Origin of the sequence: Pseudomonas sp. OG7 (assembly GCF_014192825.1) — a bacterium.
In the GTDB taxonomy this organism is placed as follows: Bacteria; Pseudomonadota; Gammaproteobacteria; order Pseudomonadales; family Pseudomonadaceae; genus Aquipseudomonas; species Aquipseudomonas monteilii.
Map to the genome: position 1 here is coordinate 401,817 of NZ_JACHYK010000006.1, position 25,436 is coordinate 427,252.

General features: G+C 63.2%; 26 protein-coding genes. 14 read left to right on the forward strand and 12 right to left on the reverse strand.

The features are described from left to right. Positions 1 to 209: 209 nt before the first annotated feature. Together FHW75_RS17435 and trmA are read left to right on the forward strand one after the other, a co-directional pair. Entirely contained in the window at positions 210 to 1,505 is a 1,296-nt protein-coding gene (locus FHW75_RS17435) for an NCS2 family permease (protein ID WP_019098809.1), read from the forward strand. Further along, a complete protein-coding gene (gene trmA / locus FHW75_RS17440) occupies positions 1,502 to 2,587 on the forward strand; it encodes a tRNA (uridine(54)-C5)-methyltransferase TrmA (RefSeq protein ID WP_025754003.1) in 1,086 nt (361 codons plus the stop codon). The genes FHW75_RS17435 and trmA overlap by 4 nt, the downstream gene beginning before the upstream one ends. A gap of 43 nt (positions 2,588 to 2,630) precedes the next feature. On the opposite strand, the gene pcaG is transcribed toward trmA, so the two are convergent. Further along, on the reverse strand, positions 2,631 to 3,236 hold the full coding sequence (pcaG, locus tag FHW75_RS17445; protein ID WP_012274187.1) for a protocatechuate 3,4-dioxygenase subunit alpha: 606 nt from the start codon (positions 3,234 to 3,236) through the stop codon (positions 2,631 to 2,633). Between the two features lie 10 nt (positions 3,237 to 3,246). Continuing rightward, complete coding sequence (gene pcaH, locus FHW75_RS17450; RefSeq protein WP_009682255.1) at positions 3,247 to 3,966, reverse strand: protocatechuate 3,4-dioxygenase subunit beta; 720 nt, start codon at positions 3,964 to 3,966, stop codon at positions 3,247 to 3,249. A 200-nt stretch (positions 3,967 to 4,166) separates the two neighbouring features. Between pcaH and FHW75_RS17455 the strand changes: the two genes are divergently transcribed. Together FHW75_RS17455 and FHW75_RS17460 are read left to right on the forward strand one after the other, a co-directional pair. Further along, positions 4,167 to 5,060: a neutral zinc metallopeptidase gene (locus FHW75_RS17455; RefSeq protein WP_016713442.1), complete on the forward strand. Its 894-nt coding sequence runs from the start codon at positions 4,167 to 4,169 to the stop codon at positions 5,058 to 5,060. Between the two features lie 174 nt (positions 5,061 to 5,234). Then, positions 5,235 to 7,154 carry a methyl-accepting chemotaxis protein gene (locus FHW75_RS17460; RefSeq protein ID WP_183674122.1) on the forward strand — a complete coding sequence of 640 codons (1,920 nt, stop codon included), beginning with the start codon at positions 5,235 to 5,237 and terminating at the stop codon, positions 7,152 to 7,154. 133 nt (positions 7,155 to 7,287) lie between these two features. On the opposite strand, the gene ggt is transcribed toward FHW75_RS17460, so the two are convergent. The 3 genes from ggt to FHW75_RS17475 form a co-directional block, all read right to left on the reverse strand. Next, entirely contained in the window at positions 7,288 to 8,955 is a 1,668-nt protein-coding gene (ggt, locus tag FHW75_RS17465) for a gamma-glutamyltransferase (RefSeq protein ID WP_019098806.1), read from the reverse strand. 117 nt (positions 8,956 to 9,072) lie between these two features. Then, the gene (locus FHW75_RS17470) at positions 9,073 to 9,969 is read right to left on the reverse strand and encodes a LysR family transcriptional regulator (RefSeq protein WP_025754006.1); all 897 of its coding nucleotides are present in this window, start codon (positions 9,967 to 9,969) and stop codon (positions 9,073 to 9,075) included. A gap of 30 nt (positions 9,970 to 9,999) precedes the next feature. Beyond that, complete coding sequence (locus FHW75_RS17475; RefSeq protein ID WP_084297088.1) at positions 10,000 to 10,590, reverse strand: NAD(P)H-dependent oxidoreductase; 591 nt, start codon at positions 10,588 to 10,590, stop codon at positions 10,000 to 10,002. 162 nt (positions 10,591 to 10,752) lie between these two features. Between FHW75_RS17475 and FHW75_RS17480 the strand changes: the two genes are divergently transcribed. Next, complete coding sequence (locus tag FHW75_RS17480) at positions 10,753 to 11,067, forward strand: putative quinol monooxygenase (protein WP_019098803.1); 315 nt, start codon at positions 10,753 to 10,755, stop codon at positions 11,065 to 11,067. Here FHW75_RS17480 and FHW75_RS17485 read toward each other — a convergent pair. Next, positions 11,057 to 11,821, reverse strand: a complete 765-nt coding sequence (locus FHW75_RS17485) for a sulfite exporter TauE/SafE family protein (protein WP_027609103.1) — start codon at positions 11,819 to 11,821, stop codon at positions 11,057 to 11,059. The genes FHW75_RS17480 and FHW75_RS17485 overlap by 11 nt on opposite strands. Before the next feature lie 138 nt (positions 11,822 to 11,959). Between FHW75_RS17485 and FHW75_RS17490 the strand changes: the two genes are divergently transcribed. The 6 genes from FHW75_RS17490 to FHW75_RS17515 are packed head-to-tail and all read left to right on the forward strand — an operon-like array spanning position 11,960 to position 17,660. Beyond that, positions 11,960 to 12,571 (forward strand): CDP-alcohol phosphatidyltransferase family protein, encoded by a 612-nt coding sequence (locus tag FHW75_RS17490; protein ID WP_019098801.1) that lies wholly within the window; start codon positions 11,960 to 11,962, stop codon positions 12,569 to 12,571. Positions 12,572 to 12,595: 24 nt separating this feature from the next. Further along, the gene (locus FHW75_RS17495) at positions 12,596 to 14,350 is read left to right on the forward strand and encodes a bifunctional alpha/beta hydrolase/class I SAM-dependent methyltransferase (RefSeq protein ID WP_027609102.1); all 1,755 of its coding nucleotides are present in this window, start codon (positions 12,596 to 12,598) and stop codon (positions 14,348 to 14,350) included. Next, a complete protein-coding gene (locus FHW75_RS17500) occupies positions 14,351 to 15,664 on the forward strand; it encodes a phosphatase PAP2/dual specificity phosphatase family protein (protein ID WP_019098799.1) in 1,314 nt (437 codons plus the stop codon). Next, the gene (locus tag FHW75_RS17505) at positions 15,661 to 16,092 is read left to right on the forward strand and encodes a hypothetical protein (protein ID WP_019098798.1); all 432 of its coding nucleotides are present in this window, start codon (positions 15,661 to 15,663) and stop codon (positions 16,090 to 16,092) included. Before FHW75_RS17500 ends, FHW75_RS17505 begins: the two co-directional genes overlap by 4 nt. A gap of 10 nt (positions 16,093 to 16,102) precedes the next feature. Continuing rightward, positions 16,103 to 16,726, forward strand: coding sequence for a lysophospholipid acyltransferase family protein (locus FHW75_RS17510; protein WP_019098797.1), 624 nt, complete (start codon positions 16,103 to 16,105; stop codon positions 16,724 to 16,726). 1 nt (position 16,727) lies between these two features. Beyond that, positions 16,728 to 17,660, forward strand: coding sequence for a phosphatidate cytidylyltransferase (locus FHW75_RS17515; protein WP_019098796.1), 933 nt, complete (start codon positions 16,728 to 16,730; stop codon positions 17,658 to 17,660). A 92-nt stretch (positions 17,661 to 17,752) separates the two neighbouring features. Here FHW75_RS17515 and FHW75_RS17520 read toward each other — a convergent pair whose 3' ends face one another. Beyond that, the gene (locus tag FHW75_RS17520; RefSeq protein ID WP_019098795.1) at positions 17,753 to 18,028 is read right to left on the reverse strand and encodes a metal/formaldehyde-sensitive transcriptional repressor; all 276 of its coding nucleotides are present in this window, start codon (positions 18,026 to 18,028) and stop codon (positions 17,753 to 17,755) included. 70 nt (positions 18,029 to 18,098) lie between these two features. Here FHW75_RS17520 and dmeF point away from each other — a divergent pair, with 70 nt between their 5' ends. Both dmeF and FHW75_RS17530 read left to right on the forward strand, forming a co-directional pair. Then, positions 18,099 to 19,034 carry a CDF family Co(II)/Ni(II) efflux transporter DmeF gene (dmeF, locus tag FHW75_RS17525; protein ID WP_019098794.1) on the forward strand — a complete coding sequence of 312 codons (936 nt, stop codon included), beginning with the start codon at positions 18,099 to 18,101 and terminating at the stop codon, positions 19,032 to 19,034. 96 nt (positions 19,035 to 19,130) lie between these two features. Further along, a complete protein-coding gene (locus FHW75_RS17530) occupies positions 19,131 to 19,475 on the forward strand; it encodes a cupin domain-containing protein (RefSeq protein ID WP_003258412.1) in 345 nt (114 codons plus the stop codon). Between the two features lie 89 nt (positions 19,476 to 19,564). Here FHW75_RS17530 and mmsB read toward each other — a convergent pair whose 3' ends face one another. Together mmsB and FHW75_RS17540 are read right to left on the reverse strand one after the other, a co-directional pair. Then, positions 19,565 to 20,452 carry a 3-hydroxyisobutyrate dehydrogenase gene (gene mmsB, locus FHW75_RS17535; RefSeq protein WP_027609099.1) on the reverse strand — a complete coding sequence of 296 codons (888 nt, stop codon included), beginning with the start codon at positions 20,450 to 20,452 and terminating at the stop codon, positions 19,565 to 19,567. A gap of 9 nt (positions 20,453 to 20,461) precedes the next feature. Then, a complete protein-coding gene (locus FHW75_RS17540; RefSeq protein ID WP_183674124.1) occupies positions 20,462 to 21,988 on the reverse strand; it encodes a CoA-acylating methylmalonate-semialdehyde dehydrogenase in 1,527 nt (508 codons plus the stop codon). 132 nt (positions 21,989 to 22,120) lie between these two features. Between FHW75_RS17540 and FHW75_RS17545 the strand changes: the two genes are divergently transcribed. Then, the gene (locus FHW75_RS17545) at positions 22,121 to 23,071 is read left to right on the forward strand and encodes a LysR family transcriptional regulator (protein WP_159266602.1); all 951 of its coding nucleotides are present in this window, start codon (positions 22,121 to 22,123) and stop codon (positions 23,069 to 23,071) included. A 30-nt stretch (positions 23,072 to 23,101) separates the two neighbouring features. On the opposite strand, the gene FHW75_RS17550 is transcribed toward FHW75_RS17545, so the two are convergent. From FHW75_RS17550 to FHW75_RS17560, 3 genes are read right to left on the reverse strand one after another with little or no spacing between them, the layout of a single operon-like run. After that, positions 23,102 to 23,593 (reverse strand): OmpA family protein, encoded by a 492-nt coding sequence (locus FHW75_RS17550; protein WP_019099139.1) that lies wholly within the window; start codon positions 23,591 to 23,593, stop codon positions 23,102 to 23,104. Between the two features lie 4 nt (positions 23,594 to 23,597). After that, complete coding sequence (locus tag FHW75_RS17555; RefSeq protein ID WP_060709587.1) at positions 23,598 to 24,869, reverse strand: diguanylate cyclase domain-containing protein; 1,272 nt, start codon at positions 24,867 to 24,869, stop codon at positions 23,598 to 23,600. Beyond that, positions 24,866 to 25,432, reverse strand: coding sequence for a YfiR family protein (locus FHW75_RS17560; RefSeq protein WP_019097845.1), 567 nt, complete (start codon positions 25,430 to 25,432; stop codon positions 24,866 to 24,868). Before FHW75_RS17560 ends, FHW75_RS17555 begins: the two co-directional genes overlap by 4 nt. Between the last annotated feature and the right edge of the window lie 4 nt (positions 25,433 to 25,436).

Genomic DNA, 25,436 nt, shown 5'->3' on the forward strand with positions numbered 1-25,436 from the left:
CTGTGCGGCCTCTTCGCGGGTAAAACCGCGAAGAGGCCGCACAGGCTTGAGAAAATCCCATTCCCAACGGCCATAGGCCCCCGCCGAGCATGCTGGTATCATGCGCGGCTTTTTTCCTCCCCACACAAAACCACGGCAACCGGTACGGTCTGTGCTTTGCTGATGGGGTCGATACATTCATGGCGCCGGGGGCGCCTTGGGGAGCGGGCATGCTGGAAAGGCTGTTTCAACTAAAAGCACACAACACCAATGTGCGCACCGAGATTCTCGCGGGCGTCACCACCTTCCTGGCCATGGCCTACATCCTGTTCGTCAACCCGAGCATCCTCGGCGAGACCGGCATGGACAAAGGCGCGATCTTCGTCGCCACCTGCCTGGCCGCAGCCATCGGCTCGGTGACCATGGGCCTGATCGCCAACTACCCGATCGCCCTGGCGCCGGGCATGGGCCTGAACGCGTTCTTCACCTACACCGTGGTGCTGCACATGGGCCACACCTGGCAAGTGGCGCTGGGTGCGGTGTTCCTGTCGGCGGTGATGTTCTTCCTGTTGTCGATCTTCCGCATCCGCGAATGGATCGTGAACAGCATCCCGCTGCCGCTGCGCTCGGCGATTGCCGCCGGCATCGGGCTGTTCTTGGCGCTGATCGCCCTGCATAATGCCGGCATCGTCGTCGATAACCCGGCTACTCTGGTGGGCCTCGGCGACCTCAAGCAGCCAGCGCCGATCCTCGCTACCCTGGGCTTCTTCCTGATCGTGGGCCTGGAGTCGCTGAAAGTGCGCGGTGCCGTGCTGATCGGCATCCTGGCGGTGACCATCGCCTCGATCGTGATGGGCGTGACGCCGTTCGGCGGCATCGTCTCCATGCCGCCGTCGCTGGCACCGACCTTCCTGCAACTGGACATTGCCGGTGCGCTGGACGTAGGCCTGGTCAGCGTGATCTTCGCCTTCCTGTTCGTCGACCTGTTCGACAACTCCGGCACCCTGATCGGCGTGGCCAAGCGCGCCGGTTTGATGGGCAAGGACGGCCACATGCCGAAAATGGGCCGCGCGCTGATCGCCGACAGCACCGCCGCCATGGCCGGTTCGCTGCTGGGCACCTCGACCACCACCAGCTACATCGAGTCCGCTGCAGGTGTGAGCGCCGGTGGCCGCACTGGCCTGACCGCCATCGTGGTTGCCGTGCTGTTCCTGCTGGCGCTGTTCTTCGCGCCGCTGGCCGGTAGCGTGCCAGCCTTCGCCACTGCCCCGGCGTTGCTGTTCGTCGCGGTGCTGATGGCTTCGGGCCTGGCAGAAATAAACTGGGACGACGTTACCGAAGCCGCACCGGTAGTGGTGACTGCCCTGGCCATGCCGCTGACCTACTCGATCGCCAACGGCATCGCCTTCGGCTTCATTTCCTGGACCGCCGTCAAGCTGATCTCAGGCCGCCACCGCGACCTGAACCCGGCCTTGGTGATCCTTTCCATCCTGTTCGTCATCAAGTTGGGCTGGTTCAACGCATGAGTGCTGCTTTCGACCCCTCCTCCTACGCCACCCAACTGGATGCCAAGGTGGCCCGGCTGCGCGAGCTGCTGGCGCCCTTCGGCGCGCCGGAGCCGGCTGTTTTCGACTCGCCACGCGAGCACTACCGCCTGCGCGCCGAGTTCCGCCTGTGGCGCGAGGACGGCCAGCGCCACTACGCCATGTTCGCCCCGGGCGAGAAGCACAAGGCGATCCTGATCGAGGATTTCCCCATTGCCAGCCAGCGCATCAATGCGCTGATGCCGCGCCTGAAGGCGGCCTGGCAGGCCAGCGAGGAACTGGGCAACCGCCTGTTCCAGGTGGAGTTCCTGACCACCCTGGCCGGTGATGCGATGATCACCCTGTGCTACCACCGCCCGTTGGACGAGGCGTGGGAACTGGCCGCACGGCAACTGGCCGAAGCGCTGGGTGTTAGCGTGATTGGCCGCTCCAAAGGCAAACGCCTGGTGATTGGCCGCGACTACGCGGTGGAAAAACTCGACGTGGCTGGCCGCGTGTTCAGCTATCGCCAGCCGGAAGGCGCGTTCACCCAGCCTAACGGTGCGGTGAACCAGAAGATGCTGAGCTGGGCGTTCGAAGCCATCGGCGAGCGTGAAGACGATTTGCTGGAGCTGTACTGCGGCAACGGCAACTTCACCCTGCCGCTGGCCACCCGCGTGCGACAGGTGCTGGCGACCGAAATCAGCAAGACCTCGGTCAATGCCGCGCTGAGCAACCTCGACGAGAACGCTGTGGATAACGTGCGTTTGGTGCGCTTGTCGGCAGAGGAGCTGACTCAGGCACTGAATGAGGTGCGGCCGTTCCGTCGCCTGGAAGGCATCGACCTGAAGAGCTACGACTTCGGCACCGTGTTCGTCGACCCGCCGCGCGCGGGGATGGACCCGGACACCTGCGAGCTGACCCGACGTTTCGAGCGCATTCTGTACATCTCGTGCAACCCGGAAACGCTGGCGGCGAACATTGCCCAGTTGCAGGACACCCACCGTATCGAACGGTGTGCGTTGTTTGATCAGTTCCCCTATACCCACCATATGGAGAGTGGGGTTCTGCTGGTTCGGCGTTAACTGATAGAACGCTGGGGCCGCGTTGCGGCCCCAAGGGTTTGTATCAGAAGTCGAAGAAGACCGTCTCCCCTTCCCCCTGAATACGGATATCGAAGCGATACGCCGTTTTCCCGTCCACTTCGCAACGCTTGGCAATCAACGTCTCACGCCGCTGCGGCTGCTCGATCAGGTTCAGCACCGGGCACTTGGCGTTGGCCTGGGCTTCGTCATCGAAGTACAGGCGCGTGTGCAGGTGAATGTTGATGCCCCGGGCAAACAGGCTGATGTTGATGTGCGGCGCCATCGGCACGCCAGCCGCGTTGTTCACCACGCCCGGCTTGACCGTGTGCAGCGTCCACTCGCCGGCATCGAAGGTAGTGGCGGTGCGACCAAAGCTGTTGAAGGCGTTTTCCAGGTTGTAGGCATCCTGGTATTCGCCATTGGCGTCGGCTTGCCACACTTCCAGGAACGAGTCGCGCACCAGGTGGCCGTTACCGTCATACACCTGGCCGATCAGCAGAATGTGCTCGCCCGGCGCGTCTGGCTTGGCCAGGCGGTTCCAGATTTCCTGGTCGCGGGTCGGGTTGCCGGCCGCTTCCAGGGCCAGGCCGATGTGCACGTAGGGGCCGGCGGTCTGCGAAGGGGTTTCCGGCAGCAGTTCGATTGGCATGGCGGGGTCCTCAGCAGTTTTCGAAGTGGGTCTTGCGCTGGCCGCGCAGCACGATGTCGAAGCGGTAGGCCAGGCAGTCCATCGGGTTGGCGTTGCTCATGTCGAGCTTGGCGATCAACTGCTGCACGGCTTGCGGGTTGGCGATCGACTTGACGATCGGGCACATCGGGATCAGCGGGTCACCCTCGAAGTACAGTTGGGTGATCAGCTTGGTCGCAATCGACGGGCCGCTGATGGCGAAGTGGATGTGCGCCGGGCGCCAGTCATTAGGGCCGTTGCGCCATGGGTACGGGCCTGGCTTGATGGTGCGGAAGCTGTAGTAGCCATCACGGTCGGTCAGGCAACGGCCAACGCCACCGAAGTTCGGGTCCAGCGGAGCCAGGTAGCGGTCGTTCTTGTGGCGGTAGCGGCCGCCGGCGTTGGCTTGCCACATCTCCACCAGGGTGTTCGGCACAGGCTTGCCGTACTGGTCGACCACGCGGCCGGCAACGATGATGCGTTCGCCGATCGGCAGGCCACCGTTGTTGAAGTTCAGCAGCAGGTCATGGTCGTGGGCACCGAAGCCCAGGTGGGAAAAGTCTGGCCCCGTGGTTTCGCTGATCGACTGCGGAATGCTGACCAGTGCCTGGCGCGGCGAGCGGGCAACGGACGTCTTGTAGTCAGGCGTAAGGGCTTTGGGGTGCCAGTTGCGATCACGGATCACGAAGCGGCTGTTGTCCTGTGCGGGCATGCCGGTTTCCTCTCTTGGAATTATGTGAACGCCTGGGCGTGGCAGGCGGACTTGCAGTTTCAGGCATGTCGCGCGCGATGAGTATTGAAATCAGCCCTCTCTCACATAACCATTTGGTTATGGGTTAACATCTTGGCCTGACACCTGCCGCTGTCGTGAACTAATCTTTGTCTTCTTGTTTCACGCTCGGGAGAGCACTCATGGAATGGCGAAAAGGCCGACGCAGCGACAACGTGGTCGATGCCCGAGGCGAAGGTGGCGGTGGCGGCGGCATGCGTTTCGGCGGCGGCAAGGGGCTGGGGCTTGGGGCGATCCTGCTGATCGTCGGCATCGGCTGGCTCACCGGGCAGGACCCGTTGCAGATTCTTGGCCAGCTCGCCGGCCAGATGGAACAGCAACAGACGCAGGTTGCACCGAGTGGTGCGGGCGGCAAGGCGCCACCGGCCAATGACCAGCAGGCCGAGTTCGTGGCCTCGATCCTGGGCGACACCGAAGACACCTGGAAAGCCCTGTTTGCCGAAGCCGGCAAACAGTACCGCGACCCCAAGCTGGTGCTGTTCAGTGGCCAGGTCAATTCAGCCTGTGGTTTCGCCTCGGCGGCAGTGGGGCCGTTCTATTGCCCGGCAGACCAGCGGGTGTACCTGGACATGTCGTTCTTCCGCGAAATGGAAACCCGCTTTGCTGCCGCTGGCGATTTTGCCCAGGCCTACGTGATCGCTCACGAAATCGGCCACCATGTGCAGACCCTGCTGGGCGTTTCGGCCAAGGTGGATGCCGCGCGCCGCAACGGCCAGCGCATGGAAGGCGACAACGGCCTGCTGGTGCGCCAGGAACTGCAAGCCGACTGCCTGGCCGGCGTGTGGGCCTACCAGGCCCAAAAGCGCCTGAACTGGCTGGAACCGGGTGACGTCGAAGAAGCCTTGAACGCGGCCAATGCCATTGGCGATGACCGCCTGCAACAGCAAGGTCGCGGACGCGTAGTGCCTGACTCGTTCACCCATGGCACTTCGGCGCAGCGGGTGCGCTGGTTCAAGGCCGGGTTTGCCCAAGGCGAGGTGAACAGTTGCGACACCTTCAGTGCGCGTAACCTTTGATACTGATCGGGGCCGCTTTGCAGCCCCAATTTATCCAGTTACAAATCTGCTGAAAAAGCGTTTCAGCTTCCGCAATCATTGCCGATAACCCCTGAACGAATCAGCGGGCATCCAGAACAACAACGCCTGGCGATCGAAGATCAAGAGAGCGAAAACTACTTCTGGAGAGCGTGCATGAACAGCTGGTTCGCCAACATCAGCGTCAACCTCAAACTCGGCCTGGGCTTCGGCCTGGTGCTGGTACTCACCGGCCTGCTGGCCCTCACCGGCTGGACCAGCCTGGGCAGCCTGATCGACCGCAGCAACTGGATGGGCGACATCGGCCAGCTGAACAAAGACCTCACCGACCTGCGCATTGCGCGCCTGCAGTACATGATCGCCAACGGCGACGATGCCGCCGCCGCCAACACCCAGACCAAACTGGACGCCTTCAGCAAGCAACAGGCTTACCTGGCCAGCACCTTCAAGAGCCCGGAAAACATCAAGCTGCTGAATGAACTGGGCGAAACCATCAGCGCCTACAAGCTGTCGCTGAACAAGATGCGCCAGGGCTACGACGCCACCCGCAATGCGCGTGTGGCGATGGACAGCTCGGCCACCCGCGCCGACCAGGCCATGGATGTGCTCAGCCAGGAAGTCATGGCACGCCCCGAGGCCGACAGCGTACGCCTGGCCCAGTACCAGCTGATCAGCAAGGCTCGCCAGCAACTGTTGCAGGTGCGCATCGACGTGCGCGGCTACATTGCCGACAACACCGCCGCCAACGAACAAGCCGCCCTGCGCCAGCTGGACGCAGCGCTGGCCGACGTCGACAACCTCAAGCGCCAGCTGCCCGCCGAAGACGCTCGTCTGCAACAGTTCGAGCGCTCGGTACAGGCCTACCGCGACGCCGTACGCCAATTCCGCGACGCAGTCGCCGACATCACCACCTCACGCGCCGAAATGACCGTACAGGGCGCCGACATCGTCAAGCGCAGCGATGCGCTGTACCAGATCCAGCTGGAGCGCCGCGACATCGAAAGCACCCAGGCCCGCAGCCTGCAGGCCATCGCCACGTTGCTGGCGCTGTTGGTTGGCGTGCTGGCAGCGGTGCTGATCACCCGCCAGATCACCGGCCCGCTGCGTGAAACCCTGGGAGCAGTGGAAAAGATCGCCAGCGGCGACCTTACCCAGCAGCTGCGCGTCACCCGCCGCGATGAGTTGGGCGTGTTGCAGCAAGGCATCGCACGCATGGGCACCACCCTGCGCGAGCTGATCACTGGCATCCGTGATGGCGTCACCCAGATCGCCAGCGCCGCCGAAGAGCTGTCGGCAGTCACCGAACAGACCAGCGCGGGCGCCAACAGCCAGAAGGTCGAGACCGATCAGGTGGCCACCGCCATGCACGAAATGGCTGCCACCGTTCAGGAAGTGGCACGCAACGCCGAGCAGGCCTCGCATGCCGCCACCGGTGCCGACGACGAAGCCCGTGCCGGCGATCGCGTGGTGGGCGAGGCGATTGGCCAGATCGAGCGCCTGGCCGAAGACATGCACCGCTCCACCGAAGCCATGAACCTGCTGCAGCAGGAAAGCCAGAAGATCGGCAGCGTGATGGACGTGATCAAGTCGGTGGCCGAACAGACCAACCTGCTGGCGCTGAACGCTGCGATCGAAGCGGCGCGTGCTGGCGAGGCCGGGCGTGGATTTGCCGTGGTTGCCGACGAAGTGCGCGGCCTGGCGCAGCGCACGCAGAAGTCCACCGAAGAAATCGAAGAGCTGATTGCCAGCTTGCAACATGGCACCCAGCAAGTGGCGAACGCCATGCAGGGCAGCCGTACCCTCACCGACAGCAGCGTCGAGCTGGCACGCAAGGCCGGGGCGTCGCTGGAGAGCATCACCAGCACGGTGTCGAGCATCCAGTCGATGAACCAGCAGATTGCGGCGGCGGCAGAGCAGCAGAGCGCGGTGGCTGAAGAGATCAGCCGCAGCATTCTGAATGTACGTGATGTGTCGGAGCAGACGGCAGCGGCCAGTGACGAGACAGCGGCGTCCAGTGTGGAACTGGCGCGGCTGGGTGGGCAGTTGCAGACGCTGGTCAGCCAGTTCCGCGTCTGACCTCAAGATTTTGGGGCCGCTTTGCGGCCCATCGCCGGCAAGCCAGGCCCCCACAGGGACAATGCAAGCCTTAAGGGCAGCGGCACACCTGTGGGAGCTGGCTTGCCGGCGATGGGCCGGCACAAGCGACTGCTTACTTCACGATTATGCCCACACCTCGCCCACGTGGATCGGAAGCGGTCTCCAGCTTGGCCCCGTCCACCCGGATCGCCTGGATATCACCCATCTCCCAGCCCTGATCCTCCAGCACATAACCCATCTTCTTCAACTTGTCAGCCTCCGGCCCGGTCAACGGCGCATAGGCATCAAAGTAGATAGTGTCCTTGGGCAGCAACTGATGGTGCACGCGCTGCGCCGCCACCGCCTTGTCCAGCGGCATGCCGTAGTCGTACAGGTTGTTCATCACCTGGAAGATCGAGGTAAAGATCCGCGAGCCACCCGGCGTACCGATCACCAGCTCGACTTTGCCATCGCGGGTCATCAGGCTAGGGCTCATTGACGACAACATACGCTTGCCCGGTTCGATGGCATTGGCATCGCCACCCACCACACCAAAGGCATTCGCCGCCCCCGGCTTGGCGCTGAAGTCATCCATCTCGTCGTTGAGCAGGAAGCCTGCGCCCTTCACCACCACGCCACTGCCGTAGTCGAGGTTGAGGGTGTAGGTGTTGCTGACCGCGTTGCCCTGCTTGTCGACGATGGAGAAGTGCGTGGTCTGGTGCGGCTCAAGGCCCGGCTTGACCTTGTCGGTTTCGGAAATGGCGTTCGGGTTGACCTGCGCGGCACGCTTGGCCAGGTAGTCCTTGGCCACCAGTTTATCCACAGGTACCTTTGTGAACGCCGGGTCACCGAGGTAGTCGGCACGGTCGGCGAACACGCGCTTCTCGATCTCGGCCAACAGGTGGATGTACTGCGCCGAGTTGTGCGCCACCCCTTTGAAGTCCGCCGCACGGTCTTCCTTGATGCCCAGCAGCTGGGCCAGGGCCACACCGCCAGAGCTTGGCGGTGGCGCGGTGTAGACCACATTGCCACGCCAGCTCACGGCCATCGGCTCACGCCATACGGCCTTGTAGTCCTTCAGGTCTTCTTTGGTGATCAGGCCTTTGTCAGCCTGCATCTGCGCCACCAACAGGTCGGCGGTCTTGCCCTGGTAGAACTCGCTCACGCCTTTGTCAGCGATACGTTCCAGTGTCTGGGCCAGTTCTGGCTGTTTGAACAGTTCACCGACCTTCATGTTGCCGAAGTAGTCGTTGAAATTGGTCGCCGTCTTGAACATGCCTTGGGCATCGTTGCGGTACTGGTACTGCTTTTCCGCCACCTTGAAGCCATTTTTCGCATAGCCGATGGCCGGGGTCAGCAGCTCGCTCCAGGGCAGCTTGCCGAACTTCTTGTGGGCCTCCCACAGGCCCATCACGGTGCCGGGCACACCTGCTGCACGCACCCCGACCAGGCTGAGGTTCTCGATGACTTCGCCCTTGTCATCGAGGTACATGTTGCGCGTGGCGGCCTTTGGCGCGACTTCGCGGTAGTCGAGGAAGTAAGGCTTGCCGTCGACGAACAGGGTCATGAACCCGCCACCACCAATGTTACCGGCTTCGGGGTACGTCACTGCCAAGGTGAAGGCAGTGGCCACCGCGGCATCCACCGCGTTACCACCCTTTTTCAGGATATCGGCAGCCACCTGTGCACCATATTGATCGGGGGCCGCCACCGCGCCACCCTCCAGCGTGGCGGCGTAAACCGAGGAACAGCTCAGGATCGCGGCTGCGAGAGCCAGGTACTGGAATGGAACAATACGCATGACACTTCCTTGGTGTTGTTTTTGTTGAGCAGTCAGTAAGGCCGAAGCGGTTCGACTGCGCAATAACACGTAGGAAGTTTCGCCGTCTGCGGACAGGATATGTCGCGTTCAGGCAACTCAGCAGGCGTACATCGCCAGCTTGCGCTGGATGAAATCGAGGAAGCACTGGATACGCAATGCCAGCTGGGTGTTGCGGTAGTACACCGCATGAATCGGCTGGCGGTAGCCATTGTTGGCCTCGCTCAGCAGCACCTGCAGACGCCCGGTGCGAATGTCCTCGTGGGTCATGAAGTGCGACAGACTGACGATGCCCTCGCCGGCCAGCGCCAGCTGGCGCAGGGTCTCGCCACTGGAGGCGATCAGCGCCGGGCGAATGCTCCAACGGTCACCCTGGGCATGGCGCAGTGGCCACTGGTTGAGCGATTCGGGCTGGCTGAAACCCAGCAGGCTATGGTTGGCCAGATCCTCGACCTGCTGCGGTGTACCGTGCTGCTCAAGGTAAACCGGGCTGGCCAGCACCTGCACCGGGCTGCAACCGAGGTTGCGTGCGTGCAGGCTGGAGTCGGCCAGCTCACCGATGCGGATCGCCACGTCGGTGCTCTGCTCCAGCAGGTCGATGATCAGGTCGTCGGTGTTAAGCTCCAGCTCGATACCCGGGTACTGGCGGCGAAACTCGCCAATCCACGGCAAGATGGCATGCAGCATGAACGGCGCGGCCGCATTGATGCGCAGCCGCCCGGTAGCGGTCTGGCGGTTCATCGACAGGCGCTCTTCCATCTCGTCCATCTGCTCCAGTACCTGCCGCGAACGCTCAAGGAAAAAGCGTCCTTCCTCGGTCAGGTCCATACGCCGGGTGGTGCGGTTGACCAAGGTAGTGCCGAGCTTGCCCTCCAGGCGCGACAAGGTACGGCTGACGGCGGACGGGGTCTGGCCCATCTGCTCGGCAGCGGCAGAGATCGAGCCGCAGTCGATGACGGCGACGAACACCTGGAGTTCTTCGGATCGGGTTTTCACATTCGGGCCTGCGGCAGCTACTTGCCTGGATTAGATCGCCTTGCCGAACACCTTGTCCAGATGTGCTTCATAAGCCGCCAGTGCCGCCGGTACATCCGGGCGCTTCATCACATCTACCGCCAGGAAGGTTGGCAGGCCGGTCATGCCGAGGAACTGGTTGGCCTTATGGAACGGGAAGTACACCGCATCCACACCCTTGCCTTCGAAGAAATCGGCAGGGTCATCGAATGCCTGCTGCGGCGCGTTCCAGGTCAGCGACAGCATGTACTGCTTGCCCTGTACCAAACCACCGCTGCCGTACTTTTGCGAGTGGTCCGAACGGGTGCGGCCATCGTTGGCGTAAAGGCTGCCATGGCCAGCGGTGAAGACTTCATCGATGTACTTCTTCACGGTCCAGGGCGCGCCCATCCACCACCCCGGCATTTGATAGATGATGACATCGGCCCAGAGGAACTTCTCCACTTCGGCCTGTACGTCGTAGCCGCCGTCGATGAACGTCTCCTGCACATCGAAACCGGCGCGGTCCAGGTGAGCGATGGCCGCTTCGTGCAAGGTCGCGTTGAGGCGGCCATCGGAGTGAGCGAACTGTTTACCACCATTGAGCAGAAGGATCTTTTTCATGCTGGCCTCCCCGGCCGGGTCAAAAATCATGCCGGCAGGTTAGAGACCCATGGGGTTGGGATACAGCGGTAACGGGGCAAAATACAATTGACCAGAAGTCACGAATGCGCAGCATATTATTGCCGTAGAATCGGTTCACCTTCCATCACCGAGTAGCGCCCCATGAGCGAGCAGTTCGCCTTCATCCTAAAAGCCAAGACCCGCCCGGAAATGGCTGACGCCTTCGAAAACCTGTTCCGGCCTTACGTCGAGCCAAGCCGCCAGGAGCCGGGCTGCATCGAGTACCACATGCTGCGTGACCAGCAGGACCCGAGCCTGTTCGTGTTCTTCGAAGTGTGGGCCAACCAGGCTGCGCTGGATGTGCATTCGGCCCTGCCGCACATGGCCGCGTTCTTCGAAAAGCGCATGGATTACCTGGAGCGCGATTTCGATATCCAGCGGGTCGACATGCTCAGCGCCTCAAGCGCTAGCCGTTGATCAGCAAATGGCCGCCCAGTGCCGCCAGGCCGATGAAAAAGCAACGTTTGAACACCAGCGCGCTGATGCGCTGACGCAACCACTGGCCGACCAGCATGCCGAGCAAAGCTGGCGCCAGCATCAGCAGCGAAGCCCCCAACGCCTGGCCACCCAAGGCATCCTGCCCGGCCAGGCCAACGGCCAGCGCCAGGGTCGAAACCGTGAACGACAGGCCCAGGGCCTGGATCAGTTGCTCGCGGCTCAGGCCCAGGCTCTGCAGGTAGGGCACAGCCGGTATCACGAACACCCCGGTTGCCGCCGTGACGCCCCCCGTCACCAGCCCACAAACCGGCCCCAGCCAGCGCTCGTGCGCCGCCGCCACTTGCAAACCTGGGCCAATCAGCCCGTACACCGCATACACCAGCAAGGCCGCACCCAGTGCGTGGACGGCCCATGGGCCGCTGTTGATGCCCAACCAGGCGCTGCCCAGCAAGGTGCCAATGAAGATGAGTGCCAGCATCGGGCCTAGCCGCACCAGCAAGGCCTGAAGGTGCCCGCCACTTGCCAGTTGCCAAAGGTTGGTGAGGGTCGAAGGCACGATCAGCAGCGCAGCAGCCTGCGCCGGTGACATAGCCAGGCCCAGCAGGCCCATGGCGATGGTCGGCATACCCAGGCCGATCACCCCTTTGACGGCGCCGGCCAGCAGGAAGGTCAGCACCACCAGCAGCGAGAGCGCTGGGCCAATGTTCTGGTAGAAAGCGAGCAAGGTAGTCATGGGCCGATAATGGCGTGCGCCGGGCGCGCTGAAAACCCTGGCCTCAACCGATGTGAGCAATTTCTCAGCCACTCACTTGCAGCCAGCAAAATCCTCGGCACACAATCGGCACATCGCACCACTAAAAAGGACTTTCCAGTGGCATCGATCTACCAGCTCAAACCGCGCTTCCAGGCTCTGCTGCGCCCAACCGTCCAGCGCCTGCATGACCGGGGCGTCACCGCCAACCAGGTCACCGTCACCGCCGCCGTGGTATCGATCCTGCTGGGCCTGCTGCTAGCCGCCCTGCCCCATGCCACTTGGCTGTTCATCCTGGTGCCAGTGTGGATGTTGCTGCGCATGGCGCTGAACGCCGTCGACGGCATGCTGGCCCGGGAGTTCGGCCAGCAATCCACCCTCGGCGCCTACCTAAACGAACTCTGCGACGTGATCGCCGATGCCGCCCTGTACCTGCCCTTCGCCCTGCTGGCCGGGGTGTCACCGACGCTGGTGACACTGGTGGTGCTGTGCGCCACCTTCAGCGAATACGCCGGGGTCATGGGCCCGCTGGCCGGCGCCTCGCGGCGTTATGACGGCCCCATGGGCAAAAGCGACCGCGCCTTTGCCTTCGGCGTGCTGGGCACCGGCGTCGCCTTTGGCCTGCTGAACGACAGCTGGATCAATGGTTTGCTGCTGGTCATCCTCGCGCTCTCGCTCTATACCCTCTACAACCGGGTTCGCCAGGGGCTGGCCGAAACCCGCAGAGCCTAAAATCGTCGCAAAAGGACGTTGACCATGCGCCAAGCGCAAGCGCTGCATTTCTCCACCCATGACGGTGTCGAGCTGCACTACCGTCATTGGCCTGCCACCCGCAACGAACACCAGCCACGCCGGGCTGTGGTGATGTTTCACCGTGGCCATGAACACGGCGGGCGTATGGCCCACCTGGCCGATGAACTGGACATGCCGGGCTATGACTTCTTCGCCTGGGATGCGCGCGGCCACGGCCAGTCGCCAGGTGCACGCGGCGACAGCCCGGGGTTCGCCACCAGCGTGCGCGACGTGCAAACCTTCATCGAACATATCCACGCCCACCACGGTATCGCCGAGCAGGACATGGTGGTGCTGGCGCAAAGCGTCGGCGCCGTGCTGATTGCCACCTGGGCCCACGACTACGCGCCCAAGGTGCGCTGCCTGGTGCTGGCCTCGCCGGCATTCAAGGTCAAGCTGTACGTGCCGTTCGCCCGCCCCGGCCTGAAACTGCTCAAGGCCTTGCGCGGCAACTTCTTCGTCAACAGCTACGTCAAGCCGCGCCTGCTTACCCATGACCCGGAGCGGGTGATGTCGTACGTGGCCGACCCGCTGATCAGCCGGCCAATCTCGGTGACCATGCTGCTAGGCCTGTACGAAGCCGCCGACCGGGTAGTGGCAGACGCCCAGGCCATTCAGGTACCGACCCAGTTGCTGGTCTCCGGGGCCGACTTCGTGGTCGAGCGCCAGCCACAGGAGCGCTTTTTCGAACGGTTGGGCAGTGCCCGCAAGGAAATGCACCTACTGCCCGGGTTCTTCCACGACACCTTGGGGGAACGTGATCGGGCCCATGCGCTGAGGCGCATCGAACGGTTTGTCGAACACTGCTTCACCCGCCCGGCCGCACAGCCGTCATTGCTGGATGCCGACAAGACCGGCGCCAGCTGCGCCGAGGCCGAGAGCCTGGCCGCCCCCTTGCCGCGCAATTCGCCCCGCGACCTTTACTGGCGCGCCACCCGCGCGGGCCTGCAGTTGGGCAAGGGGCTGTCCGAAGGCGTGAAGCTGGGCTTTGACACCGGCTTCGACTCGGGCAGCACCCTCGACTACGTGTACCGCAACCAGCCGACCGGCAAGGGCAAACTGGGCCGCCTGATCGACCAGAATTACCTCGACGCCATCGGCTGGCGTGGTATTCGCCAGCGCAAGCTGCACGTCGAGGAATTGCTGCGCCTGGCCATCGCCCACCTGCGTGAACAACAACGGCCCGTGCACATTGTCGATATTGCCGCCGGCCATGGCCGCTACATCCTCGAAGCCCTGCAAGACCTTGAGCGGTTGCCGGATTCGATCCTGCTGCGCGACTACAGCGAACTGAACGTTCAGCAAGGCAGCACGCTAATCAGCGAAAAGGGCCTGGCCGACATCGCCCGCTTCGTCCAGGGCGATGCTTTCGATCGCCAGAGCCTGGCCACACTTGAGCAACCCCCAACGCTGGCAGTGGTTTCAGGGCTGTACGAACTCTTCCCCAGTAACCAACTGGTGGGCAACTCGTTGGCCGGGCTGGCCGACGCCGTAGAGGATGGCGGCTACCTGGTCTACACCGGCCAGCCGTGGCACCCGCAACTGGAGATGATTGCCCGCGCCCTCACCAGCCATCGGGGTGGCGAGGCTTGGGTGATGCGCCGCCGCAGCCAGGCCGAGATGGACCAGTTGGTCGAGGCAGCGGGCTTCCGCAAGCTGGCCCAGCGTATCGATCAATGGGGCATTTTCAGCGTCAGCCTGGCACAGCGGGTACGCTGAGTGAGCCCGCCACGCGAGCCTGGGCTGATCCGCCGGGGCGTGTTCTGGCTTCTGCTGCTGGGGCCGTTGTTCTTCCTCAGCTATGGGCTGGCGAACCATTACACGGCCGGGCGCAGTGATGTCGGCAGCCTGGTGTTCAGCTGGGAGCACGGCATGCCGCTGTGGCCCTGGACGATCATCCCGTACTGGTCGATCGACCTGCTCTACGGGCTGTCCTTCCTGCTGCCGCGCACACGCCAGGAAATGGACCGCCACGCGCTGGCGCTGCTCAGCGCGCAGGTGATCAGCGTCTGCTGTTTCCTGCTGTGGCCGCTGCGGTTCACCTTCGAGCGACCGGAACTGGACGGGCTGTTCGGCTGGCTGTTCGATGTATTGATGGGCTTCGACAAACCCTTCAACCAGGCGCCTTCGCTGCACATCGCTTTGCTGGTGATCATCTGGACGATGTTTGCCCGGCATCTGCAACGCCAGCCCTGGCGTTGGCTGATGCATGGCTGGATGGCGCTGATCGGGGTGTCGGTGCTGACCACCTGGCAGCATCATTTCATCGATGTACCCACTGGGGCGCTGGCCGGGTTTGCCTGCCTGTGGCTGTGGCCGTATCAAGGGCACCTGCCCTTCCAGGCGGCCCGCCTTGCACGGGATGCCAAGCGTTGGAAGGTCGCCGGTTGTTATGCTGTGGGCGCGCTGCTGTGTGCGCTTCCAGCTGTTGCGCTGGGCGGCACCTGGCTGTGGTTAAGTTGGCCGGGCGTGTCGCTGGGGCTAGTGGCAATGAACTATGCCGTGTTCGGGGCGGATGGTTTTCAGAAGGGTGCCGACGGGCGCTTGTCGAATGCGAGCCGGTGGCTGTTGGCACCCTATCTGGCAGGTGCGTGGCTCAATTCGCGGCTTTGGACGAAGGGCCACCCGCAAGCGGATGAGGTATGCGATGACGTGTACCTTGGGCGGACTCCAGGACGTGGTGAGGGGGGGCAATTTGCTGCGATTGTCGATTTGTGTGCGGAGCTGCCGTGCACCGTATTGGCAACGCAGGATTACCTGCATTTCCCCACCCTTGACCTGATAGCACCCGACAGCATCCTGCTACAACAAGCCGCCAGCGCTATCGAGCACCTACGCACTCAAGGCCCCGTGCTGGTGTGCTGCGCTTTGGGTTATTCACGCAGCGCCAGCGCCGTGGCGGCCTGGCTGGTGGTGACCGGCCGCTGCGATGACGCCCAGCAGGCAGAATCCCTTATCCGCAAAGCCCGCCCCGGCATCGTCCTGCGCAACGCGCATCGCCAGGCTCTCCAGCAACTGGAAGCACAGCCATGAACCTGCGTGTAGTGGCCAGCCTGCTGGGCCGAGGCAAACAGCTGGAGCACCTGTCTGACGGCCTCACCCTGCTGGCCCTGGCCTATGGCCTCGCCCCCTTGCTGGGTCTCCCTCTGGCACCGCTGGCCAGCGTGCTGTGCAGCGTGCTGCTGGCGCTCGGCGTGCTGCACAAGTACTGGGCCATCCGCGTGGCGATCGATGCCGAACTGTTTGCCCACCTTGCCAATAGCGTAGACCTGGCGGCAGACACCCAGGCCCTGGACCACGCCCTGTTCGAACTGAAACTCAAACCACAGGCCACCGACGGCCGCGCCTGGCCTGCCCGCAGCCAGGCCGCACTAGGCCTGTTGCGCCGTCAGGCCGTATGCCTGGGCCTGCAGCTCTCGCTAGCCTTGGCTACCCTGCTGACACTGCCTTTGAAGGGATAACGAACGCCCCATGCTCGCCAACCTGACCGCCTATGTCATCACCTCCGCCGCCCGCCTGATCACGGGTGCCCGCGCCCTTTGGCTGGGTTGTACGCCGCTGCCGGTACAGCGCCTGTACTTCGCCAACCACAGCAGCCACGGTGACTTCGTGCTGCTGTGGGCTTCACTGCCGCAACCTCTGCGCAAGCGTACCCGCCCGGTGGCGGGCGCGGACTACTGGGCCAAACCGGGGATTCGCGACTTTCTCATTCGCAAGGTGTTCAACGGCGTGCTGATTGATCGGCAACGCAGTGAAGGCCAGGGCAGCCCGCTGCAACCGATACTCGAAGCCATGGCGCAGGGTGACTCGCTGATCTTCTTCCCGGAGGGCACGCGCAACCTGGGTGATGAACCGCTAATGCCGTTCAGAAGCGGCTTGTACCACCTGGCGGCAGCCAACCCCGACGTCGAACTGGTACCGGTCTGGATCGCCAACCTCAACCGGGTGATGCCCAAGGGCCGCGCCCTTCCGCTGCCCCTACTTTGCACACTGAGCTTTGGCGAACCGTTGCACCTGCACGCTGATGAAAGCAAGCAGGCCTTTCTAGAGCGGGCCAGCCAAGCCCTGCTGAACCTGGCCCCGAAGGATGCCTGACATGGACGACAACACCCTTTCCCTGTTCGGCGGCATCGGCGCCCTGCTGCTGCTCGCCAGCGTGATCGGCCGCCTGCTCAAGTGGCGCGCAGGCCCAGCGCCACACGCGGTAATCGACAACCTCAACGCTCGCATCAACGCCTGGTGGGTGATGGTGCTGGTCATCGGCATCGCTTTCCTGTTCGGCAAGTACGGTGTGATCGTGCTGTTCTACGGCGTGTCGTTCTACGCCCTGCGCGAGTTCATGACCCTTACCCCGACCCGGCGCAGCGACTACCCGGCGTTGGTGGCGGCGTTCTATGTGGCGCTGCCGGTGCAGTACGTGCTCATCGCCATGGACTGGTACGGCCTGTTCAGCATCTTCATCCCGGTGTACCTGTTCCTGCTGCTGCCGATATTGGCCAGCTTTGGCGGCGATACCACACGCTTCCTTGAGCGTGCATCAAAGGTACAGTGGGGGTTGATGATAGCGGTGTACTGCGTGTCATCGGTGCCGGCCTTGATGACGCTGGACATCCCGGGCTACGAGGGGCGCAACCTGCTGCTGATCGCCTGGCTGATCCTGGTGGTGCAGATCAGCGACGTGCTGCAGTACGTATGCGGCAAGCTGTTCGGCAAACACAAGGTGGCACCCACCCTGTCGCCGTCCAAAACCGTCGAAGGCCTGGCCGGCGGCGTGGCACTGGCCACCTTGATAGGCGCCCTGCTGTGCTGGATCACCCCGTTCACCTTCTGGCAGGCCGCACTGATGGCCCTGACCGTGAACACCATGGGCTTCTTCGGCGGGCTGGTGATGTCGGCGATCAAGCGCGACCGTGGGGTGAAGGACTGGGGACACATGATCGAAGGCCATGGCGGCATGCTCGACCGTATGGACTCGGTGTGCTTTGCGGCGCCGGTGTTCTTCCACTTTGTGCGGTATTGGTGGGCGTAGCCACATACCCCTGGGGGGTATAGATCAACTGCCCAACCCAATTTCCAATCGCCTGCACCATCCATGTGGGAGCGGGTTCCGCTCCCGCGAGATTACTTGAGGTAAGACCGCAACAACGCCGCCACCTTGTCCGCCTCATCCTGCCGCTCCTCGGCGCTAAGCCCGTCCGCCACCAGATGTTCGCGGATATGCCCTTCCATCACTTCGGCCATCAGCCCGTTCACCGCGCCGCGCACGGCGGCGATCTGCTGCAGGATCGCCAGGCAGTCCTTGTCCTGCTCCAGCGCCGTCTCAAGCGCGGCCGCCTGGCCCTTGATCTTGCGCACCCGGGCCAGCAGTTGCTTCTTGCTCTTCAGGGTATGTGCCATTGGATTCCACACCATGCTAGGTATACTGGGGTATAGTATATTTCTCGATCGTCCGGGAGCATGATAAACCATGGCGACACAAACCTCAGACCGTTGGCAGCACAGCCATCAGTTCCACACCAGCAACCTGGGCGCCGAGCGCAAGACCCGCCTGGCGGTGTGGCTGACCGCCGTGATGATGGTGGCGGAGATTGCCGGTGGCTGGTTCTTCAACTCCATGGCACTGCTGGCCGACGGCTGGCACATGAGCTCTCACGCTCTGGCCCTTGGCCTGTCGCTACTGGCCTACGCCGCCGCACGGCGCTATGCCGCTGATCGACGCTTTGCCTTCGGTACCTGGAAAATCGAGATTCTCGGTGGTTATTCCAGCGCGCTGCTGTTGCTGGGCGTGGCCGGGCTGATGGTGTTCCAGTCGGTGGAGCGGCTACTGGCACCGGGACCCATCCATTATGACGAGGCCATCTTCATCGCCGTGGTAGGCCTTGCCGTCAACCTGATTTGTGCCTGGCTACTGCGCGATGACCATCACCATCATGATCATCATGGGCACGACCATCACCATGACCACGGCCATCACCACCACGACCTGAACCTGCGCTCGGCCTACCTGCACGTGATGGCCGATGCCGCCACTTCGGTACTGGCCATCGTGGCCTTGCTGGCCGGCAAGTTCTGGGGCGCCAGCTGGCTCGATCCGGTCATGGGCCTAGTGGGTGCGCTGCTGGTGGCGCTGTGGGCCCGCGGCCTGCTGCGCGATACCGGGCGGGTGCTGCTGGATGCGGAGATGGACGCGCCGGTGGTGGAAGAAATCCGCGAAGTGGTGGCGCAGCTGCCCGTGCCGGCCAGCATCACCGACCTGCATGTATGGCGGGTGGGCAAGGCCCAATACGCCTGCATTCTTGGTTTGGCCACCTCAAGTGCCCTCAGCGCCGACAGCGTGCGCCAGGCCTTGAGTGTGCATGAAGAACTGGCGCACATCACCGTCGAGGTAAACCACCTGGCATAGCGCGACCAGACAGCTGGACGTCGAGCCCAGGCAACTGCGGCTCGGCCGATGGCCCTATGGTGACGAGTCATTCAGCCAGTCACCAGGAGTTGTGCCATGTCCGATTTCATCACCGTCCTGCGCGAAACCTGCCCGACGCCGGTCGTGGACGCCACCAAGTGGAAGCGCATCGGCGGCGATCCGCACACTGTCAACCTCAATGCCTACCTGTCGGCCGACGGCAGCAAGATCATGGGCACCTGGATCTGCACCCCGGGCAAGTTCGAGGTCAACTACGAGAAGTGGGAGTTCTGCCACTTCCTCGATGGCTACTGCATCATCACCCCGGAAGGCGAAGAGCCGAAGCATCTGAAAGCCGGGGATGTGTTCGTCATCGAACCGGGGATGAAAGGCACCTGGGAAGTGGTCGAGACTGTACGCAAGTACTTCGTTTTCGCCTGATAAAAAAATCGCGGGGCAGGTGCCCTTCCCTCTGGTGCGCAGTTACAGAGGGAAGGCCACCTGGCCCGCGATGAAGTCCACCTCGCTCGTCAATCCTTCTTGCGATACCCCTCGACGATGGCCGAGAAGTCCTTGCCCCCTTCGCCGCGCAGGCTCATGGCCTGATACAGCTGCTGGGCCACGGCCCCGAGGATCACCGGCTGGTGTGCCTGGCGTGCCGCTTCGGTGGCCAGCCCCAGGTCCTTGAGCATCAGTTCGGCGCCAAAGCCTCCGGTATAACCGCGCGACGCAGGCGCCGTTTCGATGATGCCCGGCCACGGGTTGTAGGTGTCCGAACTCCAGCAACGCCCGGTCGAGCTGTTGATGATGCCGGCCAGCACCTTGGTGTCGATGCCCAGCGCGTTACCCAGGGCCATGGCCTCGGACACGCCGATCATGGAGATGCCCAGCAGCAGGTTGTTGCAGATCTTGGCGATCTGCCCGGTGCCGACTTCACCGCAGTGCACAATGTTGCGGCCCATCTGCTCCAGCACCGGCTTGAGGCTGGCGAACAGCTCGGCGCTGGCGCCCACCATGAAGGTCAGGGTGCCTGCTGCCGCGCCGCCGGTGCCACCGGACACCGGCGCATCGCCCATGTCCACACCCTTGGCCGCTGCGGCCTTGGACACATCGCGGGCGGTCTGCGGGTCGATGGTGCTGCAGTCCACGGTTGGTGTGCCGGGGCGAATGCCGGCCAACACGCCGTCGTCGTTCAGGTACACGCTGCGCACATGGGCCGCCGCCGGCAGCATGGTGATAACCAGCTCGCTGTTGGCCGCCGCGTCCTTGGGCGACGGGCTGATCTGCCCGCCCAGTTCTGCCAACTCGGCCAGCACGGTTTTGTTCAGGTCGAACAGGTTCAGCTGGTGCCCGGCCTTGATCAGGTTGCGGGCCATGGGCGCGCCCATGTTGCCGAGGCCAATGAATGCAATACGCATGACGTCTCCTTAGCGCAGGCTGATGGTGGTGTTCACACCGTCATTGACACTGTCGTCATCGAACCAGCGGGCGGTGACGGTCTTGGTCTGAGTGTAGAACTGCACCACCTGCTTGCCGTACGGGCCGAGGTCACCGAGCTTGGAGCCACGCGAACCGGTGAAGCTGAAGAACGGTACCGGTACCGGGATCGGGATGTTGATGCCGACCTGGCCGATGTCGATTTCGCTCTGGAACTTGCGCGCGGCCGCGCCGCTTTGGGTGAACAGGCCAGTGCCGTTGCCGAACGGGTTGGCGTTGACCAGGGCGATGGCCTCATCAAGTGTATCGACCTCCAGGGTCACCAGCACCGGGCCGAAGATTTCCTGGGTGTACACCTGCATGTCGGTCTTCACGCCCGAGAACAGGGTTGGGCCGACGAAGTTGCCTTGCTCGTAGCCCGGTACCTTGACGTCACGGCCGTCGAGTTCCAGCTTGGCGCCTTCCTTGATGCCGCTTTCGATCAGGCCCAGCACACGCTCCTTGGCGCGTTTGGAAACTACCGGGCCTACATCGGTACCAGGCTCACAGCCGGCATTGACCTTGAGCTTGCTGGCCGCTTCCTTGATATCCGGCAGCCATTCACGGGCCTTGCCCACCAGCACCGCCACCGAGGTGGCCATGCAGCGCTGGCCCGCCGCGCCGAAAGCAGCACCGACCAGGGCGTTGATGGTTTGCGTGCGGTTGGCATCGGGCAGCACAACGGCGTGGTTCTTGGCGCCCATCATCGACTGCACGCGCTTGCCGTGCTGGCTGCCCAGGTTGTACACGTGGGTGCCGACTTCGGTAGAGCCAACGAAGGAAATGGCTTTGATGTCTTGATGGGTGCAAATGGCATCCACCACTTGCTTGCCACCGTGCACCACGTTAAGCACACCGGCCGGTACGCCGGCTTCCAGCGCCAGCTCGACCAGCAGCATGGTCGAGAGAGGGTCCTGTTCGGACGGCTTGAGCACGAACGTGTTGCCGCAGACGATGGCCATGGGGAACATCCACAGCGGGATCATCGCCGGGAAGTTGAACGGGGTGATACCGGCGCATACACCAATCGGCTGGCGCAGGGTGTAGGTATCGACACCGCCTGCGACGTTCTCGGCGAATTCGCCCATCTGCAGGGTGCCAATGGACGCCGCGTGCTCGACCACTTCCAGCCCACGGAAGATATCGCCTTCGGCATCAGCCAGGGTTTTGCCCTGCTCTGCGCTGAGCACCTGGGCAATGCGTTTGGTGTGTTCGCGAATCAGCGCCTGCAGCTTGAGCATGATGCGCATGCGTGCGCCAATCGGGGTGTCGCGCCAGGTCTGGAAAGCGCGATGGGCAGCAGCCACGGCAGCGTCGACTTCTTCGACGGTGGCGAACGGCACGCGCGCCAGTACTTCCTGGGTGGCAGGGTTGACGATGTCGCGCCATTCGGTAGTTTTCGACTCGACCCATTGGCCGTCGATCAGCAGCTTGACCTGCTCGACCTTGGTGGGGTTCAGGGATTGCGGTGCGTTCATCTGCGTTCTCCTTGGAATTATTGTCGGGACGAGATCGCCAGCGCCAAGCAAACGCAAGGTGGCGTCCTGAGGCTTGTTTCGAGTATAGATGTGCAAACATCCAACAAGAACGCACAAAAAAACCGGATCATCATGCAAAAAGACCTCACATCCCTGAGCGCCCTCAACTGGGACGACCTGAAGTTTTTCCTTGAAGTGGCTCGCACCCGCAAGGCCAGCAGTGCCGCCAAACGGCTGAGCGTGGACTACACCACGGTGTCACGGCGCATCAGCTCGCTGGAGGGGGCCTTGGGTACGTTGCTGTTCGAAAAGTCGCGGACCAACGGTTTTGTGCTGACCGCCGAAGGCCAGCGCCTGCTGGGCTATGCCGAGTCGATCGAAAGCACGCTGCACATGGCCTGCGAGCAGGTGTCCGGGTCGGGCGTGGCGCTGTCGGGGCATGTGCGCATGGGTTGCACGGAGGGCTTCGGCAGCTTCTTCATTACCCCTCAGCTGAGCCACTTCGTTGATGCCTACCCGGCGATTTCGGTGGATATTCTGCCGCTGCCGCACTTCATCAGCCTGTCCAAACGTGAGGCGGATATTGTCATCGCGCTGGAGCGGCCAGAGCATGGGCCTTATGTGTGCTGCAAGCTGTGCGATTACCGCTTGCGGCTGTATGCGACCCAGGATTACCTGAACAGCCACGCGCCGATTCGTCAGGTGGCGGACTTGGCCAAACATCCCTTTATCAGTTACGTGGATGATCTGGCGTTCAGTTCGGAGCTTTTGTACCTGGCCAACCTGATCCCCGGTGCCAGTGCGCACCTACGCAGTACCAGTGTGATTGCACAGTACACCGCGGCGTTGCAGGGGCGTGGGTTGGCGATATTGCCGTGTTTCCTGGCAGCACAGGACCCGAGATTGGTGACGGTGTTGCCGGATGAGATCGAGGTGACGCGGCAGTTCTGGATGTATTGCCGGGAGGATTTGAGGAAGTTGAAGCGGATTACCCTGCTGTGGGATTACATCCGGGGGGTGACCGAGGCGAATGCGCCGTTGTTGATGGGCGAAACGCGGGAGATGAGTTTTGCTCAGGAATGATCAGGGCGCTCTGCACCCTGATATAACCAGTCAGTAAGACGCCACCACTATGGATACACGCCGGTTTTCGGTACGCCCGGCGCTGGTGCGGTTGTCTGCCACTGGCTGGGTGCTGCCCAGGCCACGGCGCTGTATGTTCTGGGCCTGCATGCCCACCCCGACCAGCGCTTTGGCCACGCTTTGGGCACGGCGCTCGGACAGTTGCTGGTTATACGCCGCCTTGCCCGACGAATCGGCATGCCCGTCTACCCGCACGCCCTGGATGCCAACACCCAGCAGCGCCTTGCCAATGCGCTCGACAATCGCCTGGCTCTGGCCGTTGAGGCTGTCCAGGTCGCTGCCGAACAGCACTTTACCGGACAGGTCGTAGGCCCAGCCTTCATCGGTGGGGGTAAAGCCTTCGCGCTTGAGTACGGCAATCTGTTCAGGGGTAAGGCCCTTGGGGGGTGCGCTCTGGCAACCGGTCAGCGCCAGCATGGCGAGCAACAAGGCCCAAAGGGGGAAACGTAAAGCGTGCATCACGGGTTCAACTCCTGTTCTTGATTTCACTGGCGGACCGTTCCGTCTGCGCCACTTGCCAATGGCCACGGCGTTTACGCTTGGCCTCGTACATCGCCGCATCGGCGGCATTGAGAAGACTGGCGGGGTCAGCGCCGTCATCCGGGTAATAGGCAATACCGACACTCAGTGAGGTGGCAATGCTGCGGCCGCTGTCCAGATGCACCGGCAGCTTCATGCTGGCCACGATCTTCTCGGCAATCTGCTCGGCGTCCTTGCGCGACTGCAAAGGTGTCAGCAACACCGCGAACTCGTCACCGCCCAGGCGTGCCACCAGGTCGTGCTCGCGCAGCTGGGCACGCACGCGGTCGGCCACGCTGATCAGCACTTCGTCGCCCACGGCATGGCCAAGGGTGTCGTTGATCTGCTTGAAGTGGTCGCTGTCGAGGAACAAAAGCGCCAGGTGGTCCCGCTGCCGCGCGGCATTGCGCACGCTGCGGTTCAGGCGCCCTTCGAAGAAGGCGCGGTTGGGCAGGCCGGTCAGGCTGTCGTGGCTAGCCTGGTGAGCCAAGGTCTGGTTTTCGCTCTGCAGGTGGCTGTGCCACACCTCCAGTTCGTCCAGCAGGGCATTGAAGTCGTTGCCCAGCTCGTTGAGCTCGGCAATCGGCGCCTCCGGCACGCGCCGGTCGAAGCTGCGCTCGCGGCGGGCGGCGTGGGCGACACTGGCCAGGCCGCGCAGCGGGCGGGTGATATTGCTGAGCAGGCGCCGCGACAGATACTGGGCAGCCAAAGCACTGAGTATCGTGCAGAACAGGATTCCGGCCAGACCGCTGAGCAGGAACAGCAGCAGGCTACGGCCCTGGCCGACCAGTTCAGTGTGCCCGACTTTTTGCTGCTGGTGCAGGATCGGCAGGTTGACCGGCTCATCCAGCAAGGCCGTGGCCACCTGCACTTCGAGCTTGCCGAGCATGCCCGTATCGCCGCGTTGCCAGTGCGCCAGCAGCTCGCCTTCGTTGTTGAAGACCTTGGCTTCGGCCACCTCCTCGTTACTGGCGATCAGCGCCAGTGATTCGTTGGCTGCAGCACTGTCATCGAACACCACCGCCGCCTCTACGGTGTAGTTGATCGAGCGGGCAATCAGGTGCAGGTTGTGGTTGGCATAGACGCGCAGGGCGAGCACACCCAGCAGCGTAAGCGAAATACCGGCCAGACCTACAGCGAGCAAGGCAACGCTGAGGTGGCCACGGCCCAGCACCGAGCGCAGGGTCGGGCGTACGCCCTGCTTGCGGGTCGGCTTCATGGCTGCACCGCCCGGCGCCGCGACAATTGCAGCACGCTGGGGTGGATGCGCACGCCGGAACGCGCCACCGAATCCAGGTTGACTTCAAAGGCCACCTGCTGGTCGCTGACCCGCAGGCAGAACAGGCTGCCGACCGTGCAGGGGTCGTTCGCTTCGCTGATGCTCAGAACCGGGTGGCCGCTGATGCGCTCGAACAGTTTGTCGCGCTGGCCTTGGTCAAGCTTGCCAATGTAGATGGCATCGCAGGCCTGGGCGACCTGGGTATCCTCTGCCAGCAGCCGCCGCACCTGCAGCGGGCGGCCGGACTCCTGTACATGGCCTTTGATCAGGTCATCGGCATACTCGGTGGGGCCGACCAGGCACAGGCGTAAGGGGGAGGGTTCGACCGGCCAGCGGGCATAGCTGAAGATACCCAGTACGACCTGGGTCACGGCCTTGGCGCGTTGCTGGGCCTGGGCGGTGGTTGTGGCGGTATCTGCCCGGGCGGCGCCCATGGAAATGAACAGGGCGGCCAGCAACAGCGAAAGTGCACAGTTTGGCGCTCGCCTCCCGGCCACATTCATGTGG

Excerpts from the sequence above, each read along its gene's own strand:
- mmsB (WP_027609099.1), bottom strand. The coding sequence starts at position 20,452 with ATGCGTATTGCATTCATTGGCCTCGGCAACATGGGCGCGCCCATGGCC.
- FHW75_RS17540 (WP_183674124.1), bottom strand. The coding sequence starts at position 21,988 with ATGAACGCACCGCAATCCCTGAACCCCACCAAGGTCGAGCAGGTCAAG.
- FHW75_RS17475 (WP_084297088.1), bottom strand. The coding sequence starts at position 10,590 with ATGAAAAAGATCCTTCTGCTCAATGGTGGTAAACAGTTCGCTCACTCC.
- FHW75_RS17505 (WP_019098798.1), top strand. The coding sequence starts at position 15,661 with ATGAACCTGCGTGTAGTGGCCAGCCTGCTGGGCCGAGGCAAACAGCTG.
- FHW75_RS17555 (WP_060709587.1), bottom strand. The coding sequence starts at position 24,869 with ATGAAGCCGACCCGCAAGCAGGGCGTACGCCCGACCCTGCGCTCGGTG.
- FHW75_RS17485 (WP_027609103.1), bottom strand. The coding sequence starts at position 11,821 with ATGACTACCTTGCTCGCTTTCTACCAGAACATTGGCCCAGCGCTCTCG.
- FHW75_RS17460 (WP_183674122.1), top strand. The coding sequence starts at position 5,235 with ATGAACAGCTGGTTCGCCAACATCAGCGTCAACCTCAAACTCGGCCTG.
- FHW75_RS17560 (WP_019097845.1), bottom strand. The coding sequence starts at position 25,432 with ATGAATGTGGCCGGGAGGCGAGCGCCAAACTGTGCACTTTCGCTGTTG.
- pcaH (WP_009682255.1), bottom strand. The coding sequence starts at position 3,966 with ATGCCCGCACAGGACAACAGCCGCTTCGTGATCCGTGATCGCAACTGG.
- ggt (WP_019098806.1), bottom strand. The coding sequence starts at position 8,955 with ATGCGTATTGTTCCATTCCAGTACCTGGCTCTCGCAGCCGCGATCCTG.
- FHW75_RS17435 (WP_019098809.1), top strand. The coding sequence starts at position 210 with ATGCTGGAAAGGCTGTTTCAACTAAAAGCACACAACACCAATGTGCGC.
- dmeF (WP_019098794.1), top strand. The coding sequence starts at position 18,099 with ATGGCGACACAAACCTCAGACCGTTGGCAGCACAGCCATCAGTTCCAC.
- FHW75_RS17530 (WP_003258412.1), top strand. The coding sequence starts at position 19,131 with ATGTCCGATTTCATCACCGTCCTGCGCGAAACCTGCCCGACGCCGGTC.
- FHW75_RS17520 (WP_019098795.1), bottom strand. The coding sequence starts at position 18,028 with ATGGCACATACCCTGAAGAGCAAGAAGCAACTGCTGGCCCGGGTGCGC.
- FHW75_RS17480 (WP_019098803.1), top strand. The coding sequence starts at position 10,753 with ATGAGCGAGCAGTTCGCCTTCATCCTAAAAGCCAAGACCCGCCCGGAA.
- FHW75_RS17455 (WP_016713442.1), top strand. The coding sequence starts at position 4,167 with ATGGAATGGCGAAAAGGCCGACGCAGCGACAACGTGGTCGATGCCCGA.
- FHW75_RS17495 (WP_027609102.1), top strand. The coding sequence starts at position 12,596 with ATGCGCCAAGCGCAAGCGCTGCATTTCTCCACCCATGACGGTGTCGAG.
- pcaG (WP_012274187.1), bottom strand. The coding sequence starts at position 3,236 with ATGCCAATCGAACTGCTGCCGGAAACCCCTTCGCAGACCGCCGGCCCC.
- trmA (WP_025754003.1), top strand. The coding sequence starts at position 1,502 with ATGAGTGCTGCTTTCGACCCCTCCTCCTACGCCACCCAACTGGATGCC.
- FHW75_RS17510 (WP_019098797.1), top strand. The coding sequence starts at position 16,103 with ATGCTCGCCAACCTGACCGCCTATGTCATCACCTCCGCCGCCCGCCTG.
- FHW75_RS17515 (WP_019098796.1), top strand. The coding sequence starts at position 16,728 with ATGGACGACAACACCCTTTCCCTGTTCGGCGGCATCGGCGCCCTGCTG.
- FHW75_RS17545 (WP_159266602.1), top strand. The coding sequence starts at position 22,121 with ATGCAAAAAGACCTCACATCCCTGAGCGCCCTCAACTGGGACGACCTG.